At 68.5% G+C, this 18,252-nt stretch carries 14 protein-coding genes; 7 read left to right on the top strand and 7 right to left on the bottom strand.

Annotated features, from left to right (window positions below; all coding sequences use genetic code 11):
• Positions 1-15: 15 nt before the first annotated feature.
• Positions 16-1,041, bottom strand: a complete 1,026-nt coding sequence (locus tag ACIBJI_RS17295) for a phosphotransferase family protein (RefSeq protein WP_397084852.1) — start codon at positions 1,039-1,041, stop codon at positions 16-18.
• Positions 1,041-2,156: a hypothetical protein gene (locus tag ACIBJI_RS17290; RefSeq protein ID WP_397084850.1), complete on the bottom strand. Its 1,116-nt coding sequence runs from the start codon at positions 2,154-2,156 to the stop codon at positions 1,041-1,043. The genes ACIBJI_RS17295 and ACIBJI_RS17290 overlap by 1 nt, the downstream gene beginning before the upstream one ends.
• 127 nt (positions 2,157-2,283) lie before the next feature.
• Here ACIBJI_RS17290 and ACIBJI_RS17285 point away from each other — a divergent pair, with 127 nt between their 5' ends.
• The 4 genes from ACIBJI_RS17285 to ACIBJI_RS17270 are packed head-to-tail and all read left to right on the top strand — an operon-like array spanning position 2,284 to position 5,184.
• Positions 2,284-2,892: a TetR/AcrR family transcriptional regulator gene (locus ACIBJI_RS17285; RefSeq protein ID WP_364347261.1), complete on the top strand. Its 609-nt coding sequence runs from the start codon at positions 2,284-2,286 to the stop codon at positions 2,890-2,892.
• The gene (locus tag ACIBJI_RS17280; RefSeq protein ID WP_397084848.1) at positions 2,889-4,439 is read left to right on the top strand and encodes an LVIVD repeat-containing protein; all 1,551 of its coding nucleotides are present in this window, start codon (positions 2,889-2,891) and stop codon (positions 4,437-4,439) included. The genes ACIBJI_RS17285 and ACIBJI_RS17280 overlap by 4 nt, the downstream gene beginning before the upstream one ends.
• Positions 4,436-4,570: a hypothetical protein gene (locus ACIBJI_RS17275; protein ID WP_396960579.1), complete on the top strand. Its 135-nt coding sequence runs from the start codon at positions 4,436-4,438 to the stop codon at positions 4,568-4,570. Before ACIBJI_RS17280 ends, ACIBJI_RS17275 begins: the two co-directional genes overlap by 4 nt.
• Positions 4,567-5,184, top strand: coding sequence for a DUF305 domain-containing protein (locus ACIBJI_RS17270; RefSeq protein WP_396960581.1), 618 nt, complete (start codon positions 4,567-4,569; stop codon positions 5,182-5,184). Before ACIBJI_RS17275 ends, ACIBJI_RS17270 begins: the two co-directional genes overlap by 4 nt.
• Positions 5,185-5,194: 10 nt before the next feature.
• On the opposite strand, the gene ACIBJI_RS17265 is transcribed toward ACIBJI_RS17270, so the two are convergent.
• Positions 5,195-6,439: a helix-turn-helix domain-containing protein gene (locus ACIBJI_RS17265; RefSeq protein WP_397084846.1), complete on the bottom strand. Its 1,245-nt coding sequence runs from the start codon at positions 6,437-6,439 to the stop codon at positions 5,195-5,197.
• Positions 6,440-6,743: 304 nt separating this feature from the next.
• On the opposite strand from ACIBJI_RS17265, the gene ACIBJI_RS17260 reads away from it, so the two are divergent.
• From ACIBJI_RS17260 to ACIBJI_RS17250, 3 genes are read left to right on the top strand one after another with little or no spacing between them, the layout of a single operon-like run.
• Positions 6,744-7,757 carry a hypothetical protein gene (locus ACIBJI_RS17260; RefSeq protein WP_396959335.1) on the top strand — a complete coding sequence of 338 codons (1,014 nt, stop codon included), beginning with the start codon at positions 6,744-6,746 and terminating at the stop codon, positions 7,755-7,757.
• Between the two features lie 19 nt (positions 7,758-7,776).
• Positions 7,777-10,161 carry a beta-glucosidase gene (locus tag ACIBJI_RS17255; RefSeq protein ID WP_397084844.1) on the top strand — a complete coding sequence of 795 codons (2,385 nt, stop codon included), beginning with the start codon at positions 7,777-7,779 and terminating at the stop codon, positions 10,159-10,161.
• 51 nt (positions 10,162-10,212) lie between these two features.
• Complete coding sequence (locus ACIBJI_RS17250) at positions 10,213-11,817, top strand: MFS transporter (protein WP_396959339.1); 1,605 nt, start codon at positions 10,213-10,215, stop codon at positions 11,815-11,817.
• Positions 11,818-11,924: 107 nt separating this feature from the next.
• On the opposite strand, the gene ACIBJI_RS17245 is transcribed toward ACIBJI_RS17250, so the two are convergent.
• The 4 genes from ACIBJI_RS17245 to ACIBJI_RS17230 form a co-directional block, all read right to left on the bottom strand.
• Positions 11,925-13,205, bottom strand: a complete 1,281-nt coding sequence (locus ACIBJI_RS17245) for an FAD-dependent monooxygenase (RefSeq protein WP_396959341.1) — start codon at positions 13,203-13,205, stop codon at positions 11,925-11,927.
• 173 nt (positions 13,206-13,378) lie between these two features.
• Entirely contained in the window at positions 13,379-14,593 is a 1,215-nt protein-coding gene (locus ACIBJI_RS17240) for an FAD-dependent monooxygenase (RefSeq protein WP_397084842.1), read from the bottom strand.
• A gap of 45 nt (positions 14,594-14,638) precedes the next feature.
• On the bottom strand, positions 14,639-17,731 hold the full coding sequence (locus ACIBJI_RS17235; RefSeq protein ID WP_397084840.1) for a BTAD domain-containing putative transcriptional regulator: 3,093 nt from the start codon (positions 17,729-17,731) through the stop codon (positions 14,639-14,641).
• Between the two features lie 111 nt (positions 17,732-17,842).
• Complete coding sequence (locus tag ACIBJI_RS17230) at positions 17,843-18,193, bottom strand: helix-turn-helix domain-containing protein (protein WP_397084838.1); 351 nt, start codon at positions 18,191-18,193, stop codon at positions 17,843-17,845.
• Positions 18,194-18,252 lie beyond the last annotated feature (59 nt).

Raw genomic sequence — 18,252 nt, 5'->3', positions numbered from 1 at the left:
TCCACGATCCACGGCCTACGGGTCGCGGAGCAGCTGCTCGATCCGTGCGGCGCAGAACGCGGTCACATCGATCTCGGGCGGTAGCTGTAGCCGGTGCGCCATCCGCAGCAGCGGGATACTGAGCAGGACGGCCGCCAGTATCTCGTTGTAGCGCAGGTTGCGCACCGTCATCCCGCTACGTTGCTCGTAGCGAGCGATCGTTTCCTCCCGGGTGGGTGTTCCCGGAAGTCGTTCGGTGTCCTGGTATTCCGAGCACGCCCAATCCAGGAACAGCATCCAGGCGAGGTCGGCCTCGTGGTCGCCGATGTAGGCGATCTCCCAGTCGAGGACACCGGTGACCCGGAATTCGCTGTCGTAGAGGATGTTCGACATTCGGGCGTCGCCCCAGCAGAGGGTGACGTGCTCGGGCTCGTAGATGTTGGCCCGCAACCATTCGGTCGCGCGGCGCAGGGCGGGCGGCTGGGTGTCCGACGCCCACGCCAGCGCGGACTCGATGTAGCCGATGAGCTGTTCGAGCGGGGCTGCGCCGAACTGGGGGAACGCCAGGAAGTCCAGATTCAGCGCACGCCAGTCGAGTTGATGGATCTCGGCGATAGTGTCGACACACCCCCACCACATCCGGGCCCGCTCTTCCGGCTCGGCGTCGAAGTACAGCCCGGCGCAGTGATAGGACGGCAGATCGCCGGGCGCGCTGCCCTCGATGCGGTCCATCACGAAATACGGACTGCCGAGCGCGGTTTCCTCACGGTCGAGCCAGCGGACGGCGGGAACGGCGATGGGGGTATCGGCGAGCCGTCGCATGACCAGCACCTGCCGCAGCAGGTCGTAGTCGGGAAACAGCGCCACCTCGGGGGGCCTGCGCAGGACCAGCGATACCGTGGCGTCGTCGGCGGCGAGATCGAACAGGAAGGTTTCGGTGGCCAAGCCGCGCGGACTGGCCGTCCAATTCCGCACCTCGGCCGAATCGGCGCCGGGAAACTGGGTGCGCAGCACCGGTGCCACAGCGAACGGCAGGTCGTCTGCCGTGGGACGTGCGGTCATCAGTATCCCTCGTACCCGTAGCGGGCGTTGCGGCCCATGAACACCATCTCCACCAGGCCGTAGCCGGCCTTGCCGTCATTGCTCTCGACCTTGCAGAAGGTCTCGGTGAGCATGCTGACCTGCCGCAGTTCGTCGGTGTCGTTCAGATCGACGGTGAATCCGTCACTGTAGAACGGGCCTTTCCAGACGCCGGAGGCGTAGCCGCGATACATGTCGTAGCCTGCCAGCCCGGGCCAGAAGTCCGAGATCGGGGTGACGGTGAACGAACGGGTGGTGCCGTCGGCGGCATTCGCGGTGAAGGCGCCCGCGGACACGATCCGGAAGTCGTCACGGAACTCGAGGTCGTGGGTGACGCTGACGATCGGCACGGTCGGCGCCGCCGCCTCGATGGGCTGCTGGATGGAGCCCTCGAAATGCCAGCGCTGCCCGTCGGCGGTCTCGCGCTGCGCGAAATGCACCAGCTCGTCGTCGAACTGGAAGATGCCCATGAAGTACAGGACGCCCTCGGGGATCTCCGAGGGCTGCAGGCCGCCGCCCTCGGAGAGGCTGCCACCACCGCCGCCGTGCCTGGTACCCCACGAGTGGTCGCGACCGAACCACCAGGTGCTCGGATCGATGTCGATGCGTTCGCCGTCGACCTCGAGCCAGCCGGAGATCTCGCCGTTCTGGTAGTAGCGCCGCGCATCCTCGCGGACCCGGCCGTGGGTGCGGAAGAAGGCGGGTTCCTGCTCGTAGGCGGGGAACTGTCCGGTGAAGTTCAGTTCGAGACGGACACCGTGGTCGTTGTCACCCAGGGTGGCCCGTACCCCGCGCAGCGGCTCGGTGATCTCGTAGCGGTAGGCGCCGACCTGCCAGGCGCCCAGGTCGTCGTAGTTGCCGCCGATCTCCCGCGACAGGCGAGCCACGTGCGCCTTGCCGTCGACAGTGACCATCGCGTAGGCGTCCATCACATTGCGGTTGGGGTAGCGGGCCATGCCGGTCATCACGCTCACCCGGCCGGTGGTGTCGAAGCCGTAGAGCACGATCCGCTCTGTCCAGCGCAAATCGCTCTGGACGACATGGTCGAACGTCGTCGGCAATTGATGGCAGAGCAGTTCGTCCTGGGGCGTCAGCATGGGCGTTTCCTTCGAGAGTGGGGGGTAGAACACGTTTCAAGTTAGCTAATTTGAATACACTATGAAGCGTTTTTGAAAAGATCCCGATCTCGGCTACGCTCGGCCGACGTCGAAGGAGGAGTTATCGGTGAGTGAACGCCACGAGGCCCGACCGGGACCGGGCCGCCCTCGGGACCCGCAACTGGATGATCAGGTGCTACGCGCCACCCAGGAACTGCTGGTGGAGCAAGGTTTTCAGGCCACCACCATCCAGGGGGTCGCGCGGCGGGCCGGTGTCGTCGCCACCTCGATCTACCGTCGGTGGCCGAACAAGATCCACCTCGTCGAGGACGCGATCTTCGCCCTCGACACCGGCATCGTCCCGCAGCCGACGGGCGATATCGGCGCGGATCTGCTCGCGTGGACCCGCCTGTTCTTCGCCGCCGCCACCCATCCCGCGGCCCGGTCGGGCATCCCCGGCCTGCTCTCGGCCTACCACGACGACGAGCAGAGTTACCGCAGGCTGCGCGAACGCGGCGAGGGCCTCGCCCGGGTCGCGCTGCGCGCCACCATCGACGCGGCGATCGACTCCGGTCAGGTCTCCCCCGGCTGCGATCCCGACCTGATCTTCGAATTCCTGCGCGGCGCAACGCTGCTGCGCGCCCTCACCCGCGGCGACGAGGACGGCGAACAATTCTGCCGCCAGACCGCCGCGGCACTGGTCACCCTGGCCGTCCACCACGAAAGTACGACATGAGAACTTGCTATCGCCGCCTGCTCGCCGTGGCGGCGGCCGTGCTGCTGGTGTCCGCCGCCAGCGGCATCGCACAGCCCGACTCCGTGGGGGTCGTGCTGGAAAACCGCGACATCGCCGAGACCGCCGTCGCCCGCGCCACCTGCGCGGGCGACGCGCTACCCGAACCCGGTCTGCAAGGCGACGTACCCGCCGGCGAACGCGACAGCCGCAGCAGCACACATGGTTACCGGTGCAACATCAGCCGCATCGGCGGCTATGCGGGCCGCGGCGCCGGGATCACCTCGACTCAGTTCGAGCACTGCGTCTATCTGGGCAGCTTCTTCCCCGGCAATCTGCTCGGTCCGGCGCAGGGCGTGCAGGTGGTCGACGTCGCCGATCCAGCGAACCCGGTGCTCACCGCCACGCTCACCGAACCGGCCATGCTGGCGGGAACCTGGGAAAGCCTCAAGGTCAACACCGCGCGAAAGTTGCTGGTGGGCACGGGAGTTCCCGCATTCACCGGGGCCGGGCTGATCTCGGTCTACGACATCTCCGACTGCGCACACCCGCGCCTGCTGAACCCGGGCCCCGGCACCGATCTGACCCTGCCGGTCCCGATCACGGCACACGAAGGCGGATTCTCTCCCGATGGCCGCACCTATTGGGCCTCGGGCGTCATCCCTGGGATCGTCAGCGCTATCGACCTGACCGATCCGTCCGACCCCCGCGTGATCTGGCAGGGCATGCCGGGCCAGTCCATGCACGGTATGGGCCTGCGCGCCGACGGCAACCGCCTGTATCTCGCCAACAACATGGGCGGGCTGACCATTTTGGACACCTCCGCGGTGCAGCGGCGCGATCCCGATCCGCAAGTGCCGATCCTTGCCCAGCTGACCTGGACCGACGGCTGGGCGACCCAGCAGAACGTCCCCGTCACCTATCACGGGGTGCCCTACCTGTTCAGCGCCGACGAGGCCGGATCCGGCGGCGTCAAACTCATCGATATCTCCGACGACACACATCCGCGCGTAGTGAACACGATCAAGCTGGAGATCAACCTGCCACAGCACCGCGACAGTGCGATGGCATCCAGCATGGGCGGCTCACTGTTCGCCTACGACGCCCACTACTGCTCCGCCGACCGCCCGGTGAACCCCACCGCGCTCGCATGTGGCTGGATCTCCTCCGGCATCCGGGTGTTCGACGTGCGCGACCCGTTCCATGTGCGCGAGATCGCCTACTACAACCCGCCCGCGCGTACCGGTCAGAACAGCGAGCTGTGGAACTCCCCGCACGCGCTCGCCTCGATCATCGGAGTTCCGCTGCTCAGCGCGCCCTCGGTGATGCAGGCCGTCGAGTCGGGCGCCTTCGATCCCGAGCAGGCACAGAGCTCGCGCACCGGCGACGTGACCTTCGGCGACCTCTCCACCGACTGGTGCTTCTCCGCTCCCGAGTGGCGCGGCAATCAGCTCTGGGCCGCCTGTGCCGACAACGGGCTGCTCACCTTGGAGTTGTCCCCCGAGGTGTACACCCCACCCGCCGACCAGCACTCGACGGTTGGCTCATGAGCGAACTAGTTGAGTACAGCATCGCGGAGCGATTCGATGAGGGGCGCTGGCCGGGCGACGGGTGGGCGCGAATCATGTGCCAGCGCGCCGTGCGCATGGCGGAGCCGAGCGTCAGCGAGGCGCGGGCATGAGCCGAGGAGTGCTGCTCGGCGCTGCGGGCGCCGCGTCGATCCTGCTCCTGCTGGTGCTCGGCGCGGCCGTACGCCCGCTTGTGGTCCCCGAGACCGCCACTGCCGCACCAATATTGACGTCCACCGAGATCGGCTTCGTACAAGACATGACCGGCCACCATCAGCAGGCGCTGATCCTGGTCGAGCGCCTCGCCCCCGATATCGACCCCACCGTACGGCGGCTGGCCGACCAGATCGCCGATGCCCAGCGCCTGGAGATCGGCATGATGCTCGGCTGGCTCCGGTTGGCCGGGGCGACCCCGACCAACCCGCACCCGATGTCGTGGATGCCCTCCGGTCACCACAGCGCCGCGCCGGCGACCATGCCCGGCATGGCTACCCGCGCCGACCTCGACGCCCTCACTCGGGCACACGGCGCCGAGGCCGAAACGCTGTTTCTACGCCTGATGTATCGCCACCACCAGGGCGGAGTCGCCATGGCCCAGACGTTCGACCAGTTGGCGACCGGCGGCCCGGTCGAACAGGCGGCCCGCGACATGATCAGCACGCAGAGCCAGGAGTCCGGGATCATCGGCCTGCTGATCACCCAGCACGGCGCGACAGCGGCCGGCTGAGTACGTGAACTCAGGCGGGCGCGACCAGCTCGCGGATAGTGGTGCGCACCTCGCCGACTGCCGGGACCGTGGCGAATTCGACCGACTCGTGCCAGAAGTCCGACAGCCGGGCGACCGTGCGGCCGGTGGGGCGGCCGTCCAGCGACAACACCGGACCGACCTGCTCGGCCGCGTGTTCGGGCTCGCCGAGCATCAACTGCAGGCGGGCGGAGGAGATCGCGGCCATCGCCGGTGTCACGAATTCCTGTGCCACCGGAGGGTGAACATCGCCGAAGGCGATCCGTGCCAGGTCGGGTCGGGTGGCGATGAGCTGACGGTAACTTTTGCCGAGTAGCCGCCACTGCTGCCCCGGCCCCGGCCAGTCCCGGCGTGGTCCGAGGAGCATCCCGATCGTGGCCGCGGTGAGGCTGCGGTCGGCGGCGCGATCACCGGCCGCGGTCTCGGCGGCTTCGCAACGGCATTCCGCGGCTACGACGATCGCGCGCTGGAACGCGGCCTGCTCGCCGAGAATGCCGTGCGCGTACGCCTCCAACTCGGCGAGGGCGACCCGCAGCAGCGGCGTCGCCGTCCGACGCGCCAGATATTGGGCGAGCTGAGCTATCTCCAGTCCCTCCGCCGGCCTACCGCTGTCGAGGAGCTGCCAGGTCGACTCGGTGAGGATCGCCGCGGTCAGCAGCGAGTCCCCCGCGGCGTGGGCCAGCCGCGCGGCGACGACCGAGTACCGGCGCGCGGCGGTGATGTCCTCCACGTCCCAGCTCATGGCGGCGGCGATATCGGCCAGCTCCGCGCCGACCCGCAGGGCGCGTCCATACCTGTTCGAGTCCGAAAGCTGCTGCAATCGAGACAGATTCGCGGCCAGCCATGCCGTGACGGCGCGGCGCGGCGTCTGCCCGTCGCCCCATTGCCTGCTACGCGCCCAGGCCGCGAGCTGCTCGGCGGCCGCCAACTCGGTCACAGCGAAGGTGGGGTGCCGAGCGCGCGTGTGCGCGACGGGCGGCAACAGCAGCGACGACAGTTGGCTGGGCAGATCGTCGAGCTCGCTGACCGATTCGACGGTCAGCCGGACGCGCAGGTGAGCCAGCGGCATACCCAGCGCCGACTCGTAGGCGGCTACGTGCTCGGCACGCACCGCGCGGGCGCCGGTCTCGAGCTGGCCCAGGTACGGCTTGGAATAGTTCGTGCGCGCGGCCATGCCTTGCAGGCTGATCCCCGCAGCCGTTCGTGCGACACGCAGCGCCGAGCCGACCTCGCTCATGACTCCACCTCGCTAGCGCTCGGCTCCGCCACGAGCGAGGGCTCGGCTGTACCTACTGCTCGCTCACTGCGCTCGCTCATGACTCCACCTCGCTAGCGCTCGGCTCCGCCACGAGCGAGGGCTCGGCTGTACCTACTGCTCGCTCACTGCGCTCGCTCATGCGAGGTCCGCGGCGGTGCGGGCCGACTCGTTCATCGCTTCGAGAATACGTCGCCGGTATTTTGCTACGCGGGTGTCTGCAACGAGTCTGCAAGACCGCGCTGCCCGCCTTGCGCAGCCATTTGTCTCCCTATCGTCCGACATCGTGAGCAACAACTTCGTCTTGTCCGATCGGCGCCCGCGCAACGGCGCCCGTGTTGCGCTGACCTTCCTCGCGCTGCTCGTCGCCGCGGCGACCGGGGTGACACCGGGGGCGGCGACACCGTCCTTCCAGCCCTCCGGCCAGGTCGAAGCCACCTATTACGCGCCGGGCCCCTGGGCGGTGGCCGAGCGGACCGGTGTCGACTGCTGCACGTCGACCGGCGACAGCTACGACATCTGGTATCCGGCCGATCTCGGGGCGGGCGGCGTCGTCCATCCGGTCATCACCTGGGGCAACGGCACCATGGCCCACCCTCGCGAATACGCGTATCTGCTCTCGCACCTCGCGTCGTGGGGATTCGTGGTCATCGCCGCCGACCGGACCGACACCGGCACCGGCATTCAGATGCTCGACGCGGTGCTGTATCTGGCCCGCCAGAACAGCGACCCGAACAGCATCTTCAGGGGCAAGATCGACACCGGCCGGGCCGGGGCGACGGGGCATTCGCAGGGTGGTCTCGGCGCGATCAACGCGCTCGCGCGCGGTGGCGGCGCCGTCAGCACCGCGGTGACTCTCGAGATGCCGTTGTCGGCGGTCTGCGCGTCGCTGCCGTCCGTCGAGGGCCAGAGCGCCTGTATCGACCCCACCGCGGTGAGCTCGGGTTCGGTGCTGCTGGTGAACGGTTCGGCCGACGGCATCTCGCCCGTGACTCAGCCGGCCCCGCCGGAGTTGATCGGGGCACAGTCGATGCAGGCGTACTACGACGCGCTGCCCCCTGGACTACCCAAGGCCCGCGCGGCGGTGGTCGGCGCCCAGCACAACGACGTCCAGGGCCAGCCGGACTGCACCAACTTCAGCTGCACCGAGGGCGTCTACCGCTACCTCGGCTACCTGACCGCCTGGTTCATGGACCGATTGCGCGGCGATTCCGCGGCCCGCGGCGCGTTCCTCGCCAACACCGGCGAGCTCCTGCACAACCCCCACTGGTCCGATCAAGCCAGCACCATCACCCGCTGACCGAAAGGCTGCATTTTTCATGGAAGACGACATCGAGAAACTACTCGCCAAGCTGGATCTGGACGGCAAGCTGCGACTGATCTCCGGCGCGAGCCTGTTCCGGATGGCCGGTGACTCCTCGATCGGCCTCGCCGAGATGCCGGTCTCGGACGGACCCTCCGGTGTGCGTGGCGAGAATTGGGACGAGCGCGATCCGTCGGTGAGCCTGCCCTCGGGCACCGCGATCGCCGCGACCTGGAATCCGGCGCTGCTCACCGAGATCGGTGCCCTCATCGCCGCCGAGGCCCGCCGCAAAGACGTCTACGCGGTCCTCGGCCCGACGATGAACCTGCACCGTTCCCCGCTGGGCGGCAGGCATTTCGAGTGCTTCTCCGAAGACCCGCTACTCACCGCCGAGATGGCCCATGCCTACGTGCGGGCCGTGCAGGCGCACGGGGTCAGCGCGTGCCCGAAGCACTACGTGGCCAACGATTCCGAGACCGATCGCTTCACCGTCGACGTCCGCGTCGACGACCGGGCACTGCGTGAGCTGTACCTCTACCCGTTCGAGCGCACCGTCGAGGCGGGGGCGTGGATGATCATGGACGCCTACAACTCCGTCAACGGCACCACCATGACCGAGAACCCCCTGCTCGACGAACCACTCAAAGGCACATGGGGATTCGACGGCGTGGTGGTCTCGGACTGGACCGCAGTCCGCACCACCGAGAGCGCGGCGCAGGGCACCGACCTGTGCATGCCCGGGCCGCCGCACCTGTGGGGTGAACCGCTGGCCGCCGCCGTGCGCGCGGGCGAGATCGCCGAGTATGCCATCGACGACAAGGTGCGCCGCATCCTGCGCTTCGCCCAGCGCGTCGGTGCCCTGGACGGAACCCCGCAGCCCACACCGGTTTTCAGTGACGAGCAAGCACAGGATCTGGTCCGCCGGGTCGCCGCGCAAGCGATGGTTCTGGTGCGCAACGACGGCCTCCTGCCCCTGGCACCGGACACGGCGGTCGCCCTGCTGGGCCCGTCGGCGGGCGAACCCCGCTTTCTCGGCGGTGGCAGCGCGACCGTGATCCCCGGCCACACCACCACCCCGGTGCAGGGCCTGACCGGCCGGCTGCCGCTGACCCACACCGCGGGCGTCCACCTATCCGAGGACCTGATTCCGGCCCCTGTGGCGATCATGACCGATCCCGCGACCGGCGAACCGGGCCTATCCGCGCGGTACCTGAAAGACGACGCCGTGCTCGGCACCCAGCACCGCACCACCAGCCGCCTCGTGCTGCTCGGCGAACCGCTGGCCGCACGATCGAACATGGTCGAGATGCGCACCCGCCTGCGGGCCGACATGGCCGGTGACTGGCAGATCGGTTTCGGCGGCGTCGGCCACATCCGGCTCGACATCGACGGCGAGACCGTACTGGACGAGAACGTGCCGCTGGATTCCGGCGATCCGGCCGCGGCGCTGCTCAACCCGCCTCAACGTCACGTGACCCGAACCCTCGCCGTCGGCGACGAGGTCGAAGTACGGCTCGTGACCAGCATCGAGGAGGCGATGCCCGGCCTCGGCATCATTCTCGGCGCGACCCTCGGTATCCGGCGGCCTCAGCGCGCTGACGACGAGGAGTTCGCGGCCGCGATCGAACTGGCGCGCGCGGCCGAGGTGGCCGTGGTCGTGGTCGGCACGACCGAGCAGATCGAGAGCGAGGGCGTCGACCGCACCTCCGTGCGACTGCCCGGCCGTCAGGACGACCTGGTCGCCGCCGTCGCGGCGGTGAACCCGCGCACCGTCGTGGTGGTGAATTCCGGTGCGCCGGTGGAGATGCCGTGGCGCGACGAGGTCGCCGCGGTGATGCTGGCCTGGTTCCCGGGCCAGGAGTTCGGCGCGGCGCTGGCCGACGTGCTCACCGGCACGGCCGAACCCGGCGGCCGGCTGCCGACCACCTGGCCGAAGACCATGGCCGACGTCCCGGTCCTGAACACCACACCCGTCGATGGCGTCCTCGACTACACCGAAGGCATCCACATCGGTTACCGCGCGTGGCTGCGGGCAGGGACCGAACCCGCCTACCCCTTCGGCCACGGCCTCGGCTACACGACCTGGTCGACCGACGATCTGGTCGTCGAAGGGCGCACCGTCTCGATCACGGTGACCAACACCGGAGATCGCGAAGGCAAACAGGTCGTCCAGGTCTACCTCTCACGCCCGGACAGTGCCGTGGATCGACCGGTCCGCTGGCTGGCCGGCTTCACCGCCGTCACCCTGGCGTCAGGCGAATCCCGGACCGTAGCGATCCCCTTGCCCGAGCGCGCCTTCCAGCATTGGGGACCAGCCGGCTGGGAGACCGAGCCCGGCGAGTTCACCGTCCAGGTAGGCACCTCGGTCGCCGATCTCCCCCACACCGCCTATATCTACTGACCCTTCTGATCGACCATCTCGAACGCAGTTCCCGAACAACGGAGCGTGGCCATGTCCACCAGTACCTCTCAACTCGACAACGACGATGACACCGGTCGGCTCGACGGTGCCTCGCGCACAAGGATTTTCACGGTTCTGACGGTGATCGTCCTGTTCTCCGAAATCGCCCCGATGCAGTACACGATCGTTGCGGCGGCACTACAGAAGATCGCGCCGAGCTTCCCCGGCGTCGGGGCCAACATCAACTGGGCCATCATCGTGTTCGGGTTGGTCGGCGCGGCCGCGTCTCCATTGATCGGCAAGATGAGTGACGTGTGGGGCAAGAAGCGGATGTTCCTCATCTGCGGTGTGCTGTTCGTCATCGGCTGCGTGCTCGACGCGACCACCTCGAACTGGGCCGTCTTCCTGTTCGGTCGCTGCCTGCAGGCCACCGCCATCGCGACCGCGGTGATCGCCTACGGCCTCATCCGAGACCTGATGCCGCGCGACATGGTGCCCCTCGCACTCGGTTTCACGGCCACCGGTTTCGGTGTCGCCTCCATCGCGGGCCCGATCCTGGGCGGCTACCTGGTCGACAACTACAGCTGGCGTGCGATCTTCTGGGTACTCGCTTCGTTCAGCTTGGTGCTGCTGCCGATGGTGTGGCTGATCGTGCCCGAATCCGAGCTGCGGTTGTCCGAGCGGATCGACGTCGTCGGCGCCGCGCTGCTGTCCGGTGGCGCCGCGCTCACCCTGATCTACGTCGACAAGGGTCATGACTGGGGTTGGGCGAGGCCGACCACGCTGGCCTGGCTGATCGCGGGCATCGCGCTGCTCGTACTGTTCGTCGTTGTCGAAAAACGCGTCTCGACACCGGTCATGGACATGAAACTGCTGTTCCATCCGCGCGTCGCGTTGGTGCTTGCCGGTGCGCTCTTCGCGTCCCTGCAAATCGGCATCGTCTCCTACGCCATTGCCTACATGGCCCAGACCCCACCCGAGCCGACCGTCGTCACCGGCGTCCAGCAGGGCACGTTGGCCAAGATCCAGGAGATGACGGGTCGGGTGCTGCCGCCCGAGGCCGTGCAGGTCAGCCTCGATCCCGGGTACACCTACGGCAGTGGGTACACCCTGCTCGAGTTCGCCTTCCGGATCGCGCTGCTCGGCTCGGTGATCACCATGATCTTCGGCGCGGTGTCAGGTCTGCTGGCCAAGCGCGTCGGCGCCCGACTGCCGCTGGTTGCCGCCCTGTTCATCTTCGCCGGTGCAGGGCTCGCCTTCGCGGTGCTGCCGCTGACCACCACCAACTTCCTGATCGTGAACTCGATCTTCAGCATCGGATTCGGGATGTATTACGCCTGCATGCCAATCCTGCTGGTCGATGCGGTTCCACAGGAACAACAGGGCATCAGTCTCGGCATGCTCGGTGTCATGCAATCCATGGGAGTCGCGATCGGCCTGGCCATCGTTACCGCATTTCTGCACAACAACGGCATGAGCGCCCTGGTGAGCGTCGGCGGGCAAGCCCAACCGGCCACCCCGCTGCCGGACCTGTTCGGTGATCACGGTTATCAGTTGGGTTTCTGGGTCTGCGCGGCCGCTTCGGTGCTCGCCCTCTCGCTCGCGCTGGTAATGAAGCACGGCCGTACCCCGGCCACCGGCGGCATCGCCCACTGACATCGTGGTGCCGGTCGGTCACGGCCGGCTCCACCACGCAACGAGCGGCGACAAGACGTAGCGGTGGCCTACCGAAGCGTCGTCCCTCTCGACACGATATGTGACACCTACGGCTTGGCCGACGAGGTGATCGGCGGTCCAGCCAGGGCTCCGGAGTCCGGCACCCCTGCGTAGTCGGGCAGCTCGACGCCGTTGATCGCACGCCCGACCAGTTCGGTGAACCATTCGCTGTCGAAATCGATGTTCGGCTCGGCGTCCGGCCCGGGGACGTCGCGGCTGCGCGCGTTCAACCGGCCGATCTCCTGGTTGGCCTCGACGAACGAGCGCATCCGCCGCTCGTAGCCGGCGAACCCGGCTTCCGGGTTCCACCCGGCGGCGGCCAGCTCTCCGGCCAGCAGGTAGGCGCCGACCATGGCCAGCCCGGTGCCCTGCCCAGACATCGGTGACGAGCTGAACGCCGCGTCCCCGAGCAGCACCACCCGTCCGCTCGACCAGCGGTCCATCACCACCTGGGCGACCTGGTCGAGGTAGAAGTCCGGGGTGTCGTCCAGGTGCGCGAGGATGCCCGGGGTCAACCAGCCCATGCCGGCCATCCGCTCGCGCAGCAGGCGCTTCTGGGCCGCGACGTCGCGGTAGTCGACGTCGAGGTCGGCTGAGGGGAAGGAGAACATGGCCATCGCCCGGGTGGCGTCCTGGATCGGCCGCAGCCCGGCGGAGCGCCCGGACTCCTGGTAGTCGATCAGCCAGCGGTCCAGCCCGAACTCGTTGGGCACACTGTAGAAGGCCAGCACGTGCCCGAGATGGCGGACGAACCGCTCACGCGGCCCGAAGACCATCGCGCGCAGCGCCGAGTGCAGCCCGTCCGCCCCGACCACCAGATCGAAACGCCGCCGGTCACCGCCCTCGAAGGCCACATCGACCCCGTCCGCGTCCTGGGTGAGTTCGGCGATCCGGTCGCCGAAGATGTACTCGACGCCGTCGCGGGTGTCGTCGTAGAGCACCTGGGACAGGTCCCCGCGCAGGATCTCGATCTCCGAGATGAACCCGTCGCCGCCGTCGTCGTCCGCGCGATAGGTCTCCAGCACTTTCCCATCCGCGTCCACGGTGTACGCGCCGGCGGTCTCGGTGCGGGCCGCGCGCACCGCCGCGTCGAGCCCCATTCGCCGGATGACCTCCTTGGTCACCCCGCGCGCGTCCACCGCCTGCCCACCGGGACGCAGCTCGGGTGCCCGCTCCACCACGGTCACCTCGGCCCCCCGCCGATGCAGCCAGTGGGCCAGCGCGGGCCCCGCGATGCTCGCCCCCGCCACCAACACCCTGGGGCTGTTCACTGCGCCTTGCTCACCTGTCCAGACCGTTTGCTCGTGCGCAGGGTTGTCGACGCTCATCGTTGCCTCCATAAGTTTCTTCCCGCGCTGGAACGGTCCCAGCACAGGCCCACCGCTGTCGGTGTATTCAGAGATATCGACGACGGATCCACACAAAATTCATCGGTGGTACTCCTCACGCACCAGTTGGAGATACGGTCCCGCAGTCGGGAACAGCGCAGGGGACGACGGGGTCAGTAATCCGCTAGCCGGATGGCGTTGGCCGCGCGCTCCAGCGGCTTGATGATCGGCCGCAGGGCCAGGCCCTTCCACGGCATGTGCCGCAGCATGCGCAACATGGTGGTCTGGGTCCGGATCGCACGCCGGTCGGCCGCCACCATCTGGGTGGCATTGTTCCAGCCCAGCGTCAGGTTCTCGGTGACGTAATCCTGCATGGCGCGCTGGTAGCGATCGAACGCGACGAGGTGGTCTCCCGCGGCTGCTTTCAGTTCGCCCGCAAGGACATACGCGCCGACCAGCGCCATGCTCGTGCCCTGCCCGGACAGCGGTGACGGACAGTAGGCGGCGTCACCGACGACCGCGACGCGGCCGTCGGACCACCGATCGAGATCGATCTGGCTGACCGAATCGAAGTAGAAGTCCGGGGATTCCGGCATTGCGCGCACCAGACTCGGTGTCTCCCAACCGGCATCGGCGAACGCGTCGGTCACCAGCTGTTGCTGGGCGGCGCGGTCGCGTCTGTCCGGTAGTTGTGCCGGCGCCTGGAAGATGAACTGGGCCTTGGCCGTTGTCCGCTGGGTGCTGTACACCTGCACCACGCGCCCGGGTGTGGGATGCACCAGTTCCCAGTGGTCGAGGTTCAGGTGGTTGGGCACCGAGATCACACAGGCGGCCATGCCGGTATGCCGGGCGAATTGCTCGGTCGGCCCGAATGCCAGCCTGCGCACCGCCGAGTGCATGCCGTCGGCCCCGATCACCAGGTCGAATACACGTGGCGCGGAGTTGCGGAACCGCACCGTTACACCATCGGCCTGCTGCACCAGGCCGGTGATCGAGTCGCCGAACAGGTACTCGACCTCGCCCTTGGTGGCGTCGAACAGGATGTGGGCGAGATCGCCGCGCAAGATCTCGTCGTCGCCGGGTGAGCGCAGGCCGATGAGTTCGGGTCCGAGCGTTGCCAGCTTCTTGCCCGCATCGTCGACCCAGGCGCCGCCCCGCATCGCCGTAGACGCTGCGCGGACTTGCGGCATCAGCCCCATCCGGTCGACGACTTCCATTGCCACACCACGGATGTCGACCTTGTAGCCGCCCTCGCGCAGAGTCGGCGCCTGTTCGACGACGGTGACGGTGAACCCGTAGCGGGCCAGCCAGTAGGCGAGCGCCGGCCCGGCGACGCTGGCGCCGGAGATGAGGACGGTCTTGCTGGTGAACTGCTGCCTTGTTGTCATGCACACAGCGTCGGACACCGCGATCACCGTGCCCTCACCATCGGCTCACCACCACTCACCGAGCAACTCGGTGACCTCCTCGGCCGAATATCGGGCGCCACGCTCGAGGGCCGCACGGACCTCCGGTTCACCGAGTTCGGCTCGGCATCTTGCGGCGGTGTCGGCCACCGCACCGTCACACGCCCCGGGCATGCCGCGCAGCGCGTCGGCAGCACCGAGCAACAGCGCGCCCCGCATCGTCGCACCGAGTGCCACCGCGATCCCGGCCATGCCCTCCACCGCTGCCGCGGCCACCGGCCGCGATCGGTCGCGCGCCAGTTCGAACGCCTCGCGGTGCGCCGCCCGCGCACGCTCGATATTCGCCTCCGCGAGCCAGATCCAGCCCGATCCGATGAGGCTGCGGGCCCGGGCCTCGGCCGCGCCGAACGTGTCGTTGCCGGACACAGTGATGGCAGTGTCGTAGTACTCCCGGGCGACGGACAGGTCACCCGCCACCCGGGCGAGATCGCCGAGCCCGCGTAGTGCGTTCGCGTACATGTCCATTGCGCCTGTTGCGCGGGCCAGTTCCGCGGCGCGGCGGTAAGCGGCACCCGCATCATCACGACACGCGGCGGACCCGCGGGCGAGGATGTCACCGCGCCGGTTGAGCAGGTCAGCGGCGTCATCGCCGGCGCCCAGCTCGGTCTGCAGGACAACGGCCTCGTCGATGAGGTCCAGGGCGGCCTCGCGTTCGCCACGCCAGTCGGCGACCGCGGCGAGTTTGTCGAGCGTGGTCGCGATTGCCCACCGGTCGCCGGTAGCGCGGAAATCCTCTAGGGCACAGCGTAATTCGGGCTCGGCGAGCAGTGGCGCACCGGACATGAGATGTCGCAGTCCGGTACCGAGCCGCACGAAGGACTGCGACCAGCGATCAGGACCGAACAGCACATGTTGCCGCTGCGACGGCAGGTCCAGCAGCCCGCCGACAGTTGCCAGCAGGAACACCAGATGTGGTCGCCGCAAGGGTCTTTCTATGGTGGAAAGGGCCGCGGCAGCCCGGGTGACCGGCACCGGCGACCCGGTTCTGGCACGCGCGGCGACCGCCACGCAGAAGGCGTATTCCTCGACGTCCGCCGCCGGGTCGAGTGCGGGCAGCAGTTTGGCGGCCAGTTCGACGGCCTCCCCCCAGTAACCGCGCAGCCACCATTGCCACGCATGGGCGGCGATGAACCGCTGTGCCAGTGCGGGATCCATGCTCACCGCCCAGCGCAGTGCCGCCTGCATGTTGTCGTGCTCGGCCGTCAGCCGCGCCAGCCAGCCGAGCTGCTCCCGGCCGCGCAGCAGCGGATCAGCCCGCTCGGCCAGCTCGGTCGAGAAACCGGCGAGGGCACGTTGCAACCGTTCGCGCTCGCCGGCCTCGGTCAACCGTGCCAAGCCGTAGGCCCGGATGGTCTCCAGCATCCGGTAACGGCCGTTGTGCACTTCCACCAGCGATTTGTCGGCCAGGCCGTCCAACAGTTCGTCGGCGTCATCGAGCTCGCAAACGGATGCGACCATGGCGGCGGTGGCCCCGCCCGCGAAGACGGCGAAGCGTCGCGCCAGCAGGCGTTCGGACGGTTCGAGCAGGTCCCAGCTCCATTCCACCACCGCCTGCAGGGTCCGGTGGCGTGGTTCGGCGGTGCGATCCCCGCGCGCCAACAGCCGGAACCGATCGGCGAGCCGCGCGTCGATCTCGCCGACGTCGAGAGTGCGCAGCCGGGCGGCAGCGAGTTCCAGTGCCAACGGCAGCCCGTCCAGCCGCTCGCATATGCGCCGCACCGCCGCGATCGTGCCCGCGTCGACGGTGAATCCCGGCCGCGCGGCAGCGGCACGATCGGCGAACAGGCGGACCGCGGTGCAGCCGAGTTGGTCGGCCAGTGCCGCCTCGGCAGCCGCGACCGGCAGCTGCCCGATCGCGAGTACGGTCTCGCCGGTGATACGCAAGGCTTCCCGGCTCGTCGCCAGCACCCGCAAGCCCGGACAGTCACGCAACAGCCGGTGCACGAGCCGGGCTGCATCGAGCACCAGATGCTCGCAGTTGTCGAGAATGATCAACTGCGACCGGTCGGCGAGCATGGCACGCACCCGAGCTTCGGCATCCTCGTGATCGCCGCTCGCGCGGCCACCGAGCGTCACCGCAATCTCCGGCGCCACCTGTGCGCCGTCCACCAACGGCGACAAATCCACGAAACAAACCTCGCCCCGAACCCGAGCGCCGGCTTCCATCGCCAACCGGGTCTTACCGGTACCGCCGGGACCAGTGAGCGTTACCAGGCGGGCCCGGGCAAGCAACGACGCGACCTGCGCCAGCTCGTCGTCTCGGCCGACGAAACTGGTGAGCTGGGCGGGTAGGCGGCGCATCGTGGTAGCGACGACGGTGTCCGCACGCAGGATCGTCAAGTGCGCCTGCGTCAGCTCGGCGCAGGGGTCGGCGCCCAGTTCGTCGGCGAGCAGTTGCCGCCCGTGCTCGAACAGCTCCAGCGCTTCCGCCTGCCGCCCGCCGGCGTAGAGCCCGCGCATCAGCAGCGCCCTGGCCCGCTCCCGAAGCGGCTGTGCGGCAACGAGTTCTGGCAGCGTAGCGACTACCGCCCGGTGATCACCCAGCGCCAGCGCGGCTTCCGCACGATCCTCCTGGGCCGCCAGCCATGCCTCGGTGAGGCGGGCGACCACCGCGGCGGCGAACGGCGCGTCGCGCACGTCGGCCAGCGCCGCGCCACGCCACACACCGGCGGCCTGGTCGAGCAACGCGACAGCGGCAAGGGAATCCCGGTCGCGCAACGCGGTTCGCCCCTCCTCGGCGAGCCGAAGGAACCGATGCATATCCACCATCTCCGGATCGACCGCGAGCCGGTAGCCCGCCGCCGAGGACTCCACGAGACCATCGGCACCCGCGGCGCGCAGCGCGCGCCGCAACCGCGACACCTGGGACTGCAGCGCATGCCCGGCATCGCCCGGCGGCTGCTGTCCATAGAGGTCGTCGATCAACCGATCCCGAGACACCACCCGCCCGGCCTCCGACACCAGAACCGCCAGCAGCGACCGCACTTGCGGCCCGCCCACCGCGACCGGAGTCCCATCGGTTCCCCGCACCTCCACCTGCCCCAGGATCCCGAACTGCACGGCCGCCAGTATGCATCGACCGACCGGCCGCTGCACCCGGCGAGTCGGCCACCGCCGCAAGCGTTCACACCTGCGCCCCCGCGCACAACGAACAGGGCAAAGATTCCCCGCTCAGCCTTGACGGATGTCGCGGGGCCTGGCGTTGAAGCGTTGGCGGAAGGCTGTGCTGAAGGCGCTGGCCGAGTCGAAGCCGAGTCCCGGGGCGATGGCGGAAATGCTCCAGCGCCGGTATGCCGGATTCCGCAGCCGTAGATAGGCCAGGCGGAGGCGTTCTTCTTTGATGAGTTCGCGGGGCGTGGTGCCGGAGTTCTGGAGGGCGAGCTGGATTCGGCGCGGGACCAGCCGAGGGCATGGGCGATGGTGGTGCCGGTGAGGCCCGGATCCTCGACGTAGGTGCGAATGTATTGCCGGGATATAGATTTCGCGGCTCGAGCGGTCGACGTGCCATGTCAGGACCAGCATTCGTACCCACCGCTGGCGGGGACTGCTGCCCTCGACGTCCTGGCTAGGCTGCAGGATGT

This window comes from Nocardia sp. NPDC050408 (assembly GCF_044458905.1).
GTDB lineage: Bacteria > Actinomycetota > Actinomycetes > Mycobacteriales > Mycobacteriaceae > Nocardia.
This window is presented reverse-complemented; position numbering and strand designations above follow the sequence as displayed.

Bases quoted from the DNA above. Each gene is read 5' to 3' on its own strand.
- ACIBJI_RS17280 (WP_397084848.1), top strand. From the start codon at position 2,889: ATGAGAACTTGCTATCGCCGCCTGCTCGCCGTGGCGGCGGCCGTGCTG.
- ACIBJI_RS17295 (WP_397084852.1), bottom strand. From the start codon at position 1,041: ATGACCGCACGTCCCACGGCAGACGACCTGCCGTTCGCTGTGGCACCG.
- ACIBJI_RS17255 (WP_397084844.1), top strand. From the start codon at position 7,777: ATGGAAGACGACATCGAGAAACTACTCGCCAAGCTGGATCTGGACGGC.
- ACIBJI_RS17275 (WP_396960579.1), top strand. From the start codon at position 4,436: ATGAGCGAACTAGTTGAGTACAGCATCGCGGAGCGATTCGATGAGGGG.
- ACIBJI_RS17245 (WP_396959341.1), bottom strand. From the start codon at position 13,205: ATGAGCGTCGACAACCCTGCGCACGAGCAAACGGTCTGGACAGGTGAG.
- ACIBJI_RS17240 (WP_397084842.1), bottom strand. From the start codon at position 14,593: ATGACAACAAGGCAGCAGTTCACCAGCAAGACCGTCCTCATCTCCGGC.
- ACIBJI_RS17290 (WP_397084850.1), bottom strand. From the start codon at position 2,156: ATGCTGACGCCCCAGGACGAACTGCTCTGCCATCAATTGCCGACGACG.
- ACIBJI_RS17265 (WP_397084846.1), bottom strand. From the start codon at position 6,439: ATGAGCGAGGTCGGCTCGGCGCTGCGTGTCGCACGAACGGCTGCGGGG.
- ACIBJI_RS17270 (WP_396960581.1), top strand. From the start codon at position 4,567: ATGAGCCGAGGAGTGCTGCTCGGCGCTGCGGGCGCCGCGTCGATCCTG.
- ACIBJI_RS17230 (WP_397084838.1), bottom strand. From the start codon at position 18,193: ATGCTGGTCCTGACATGGCACGTCGACCGCTCGAGCCGCGAAATCTAT.
- ACIBJI_RS17250 (WP_396959339.1), top strand. From the start codon at position 10,213: ATGTCCACCAGTACCTCTCAACTCGACAACGACGATGACACCGGTCGG.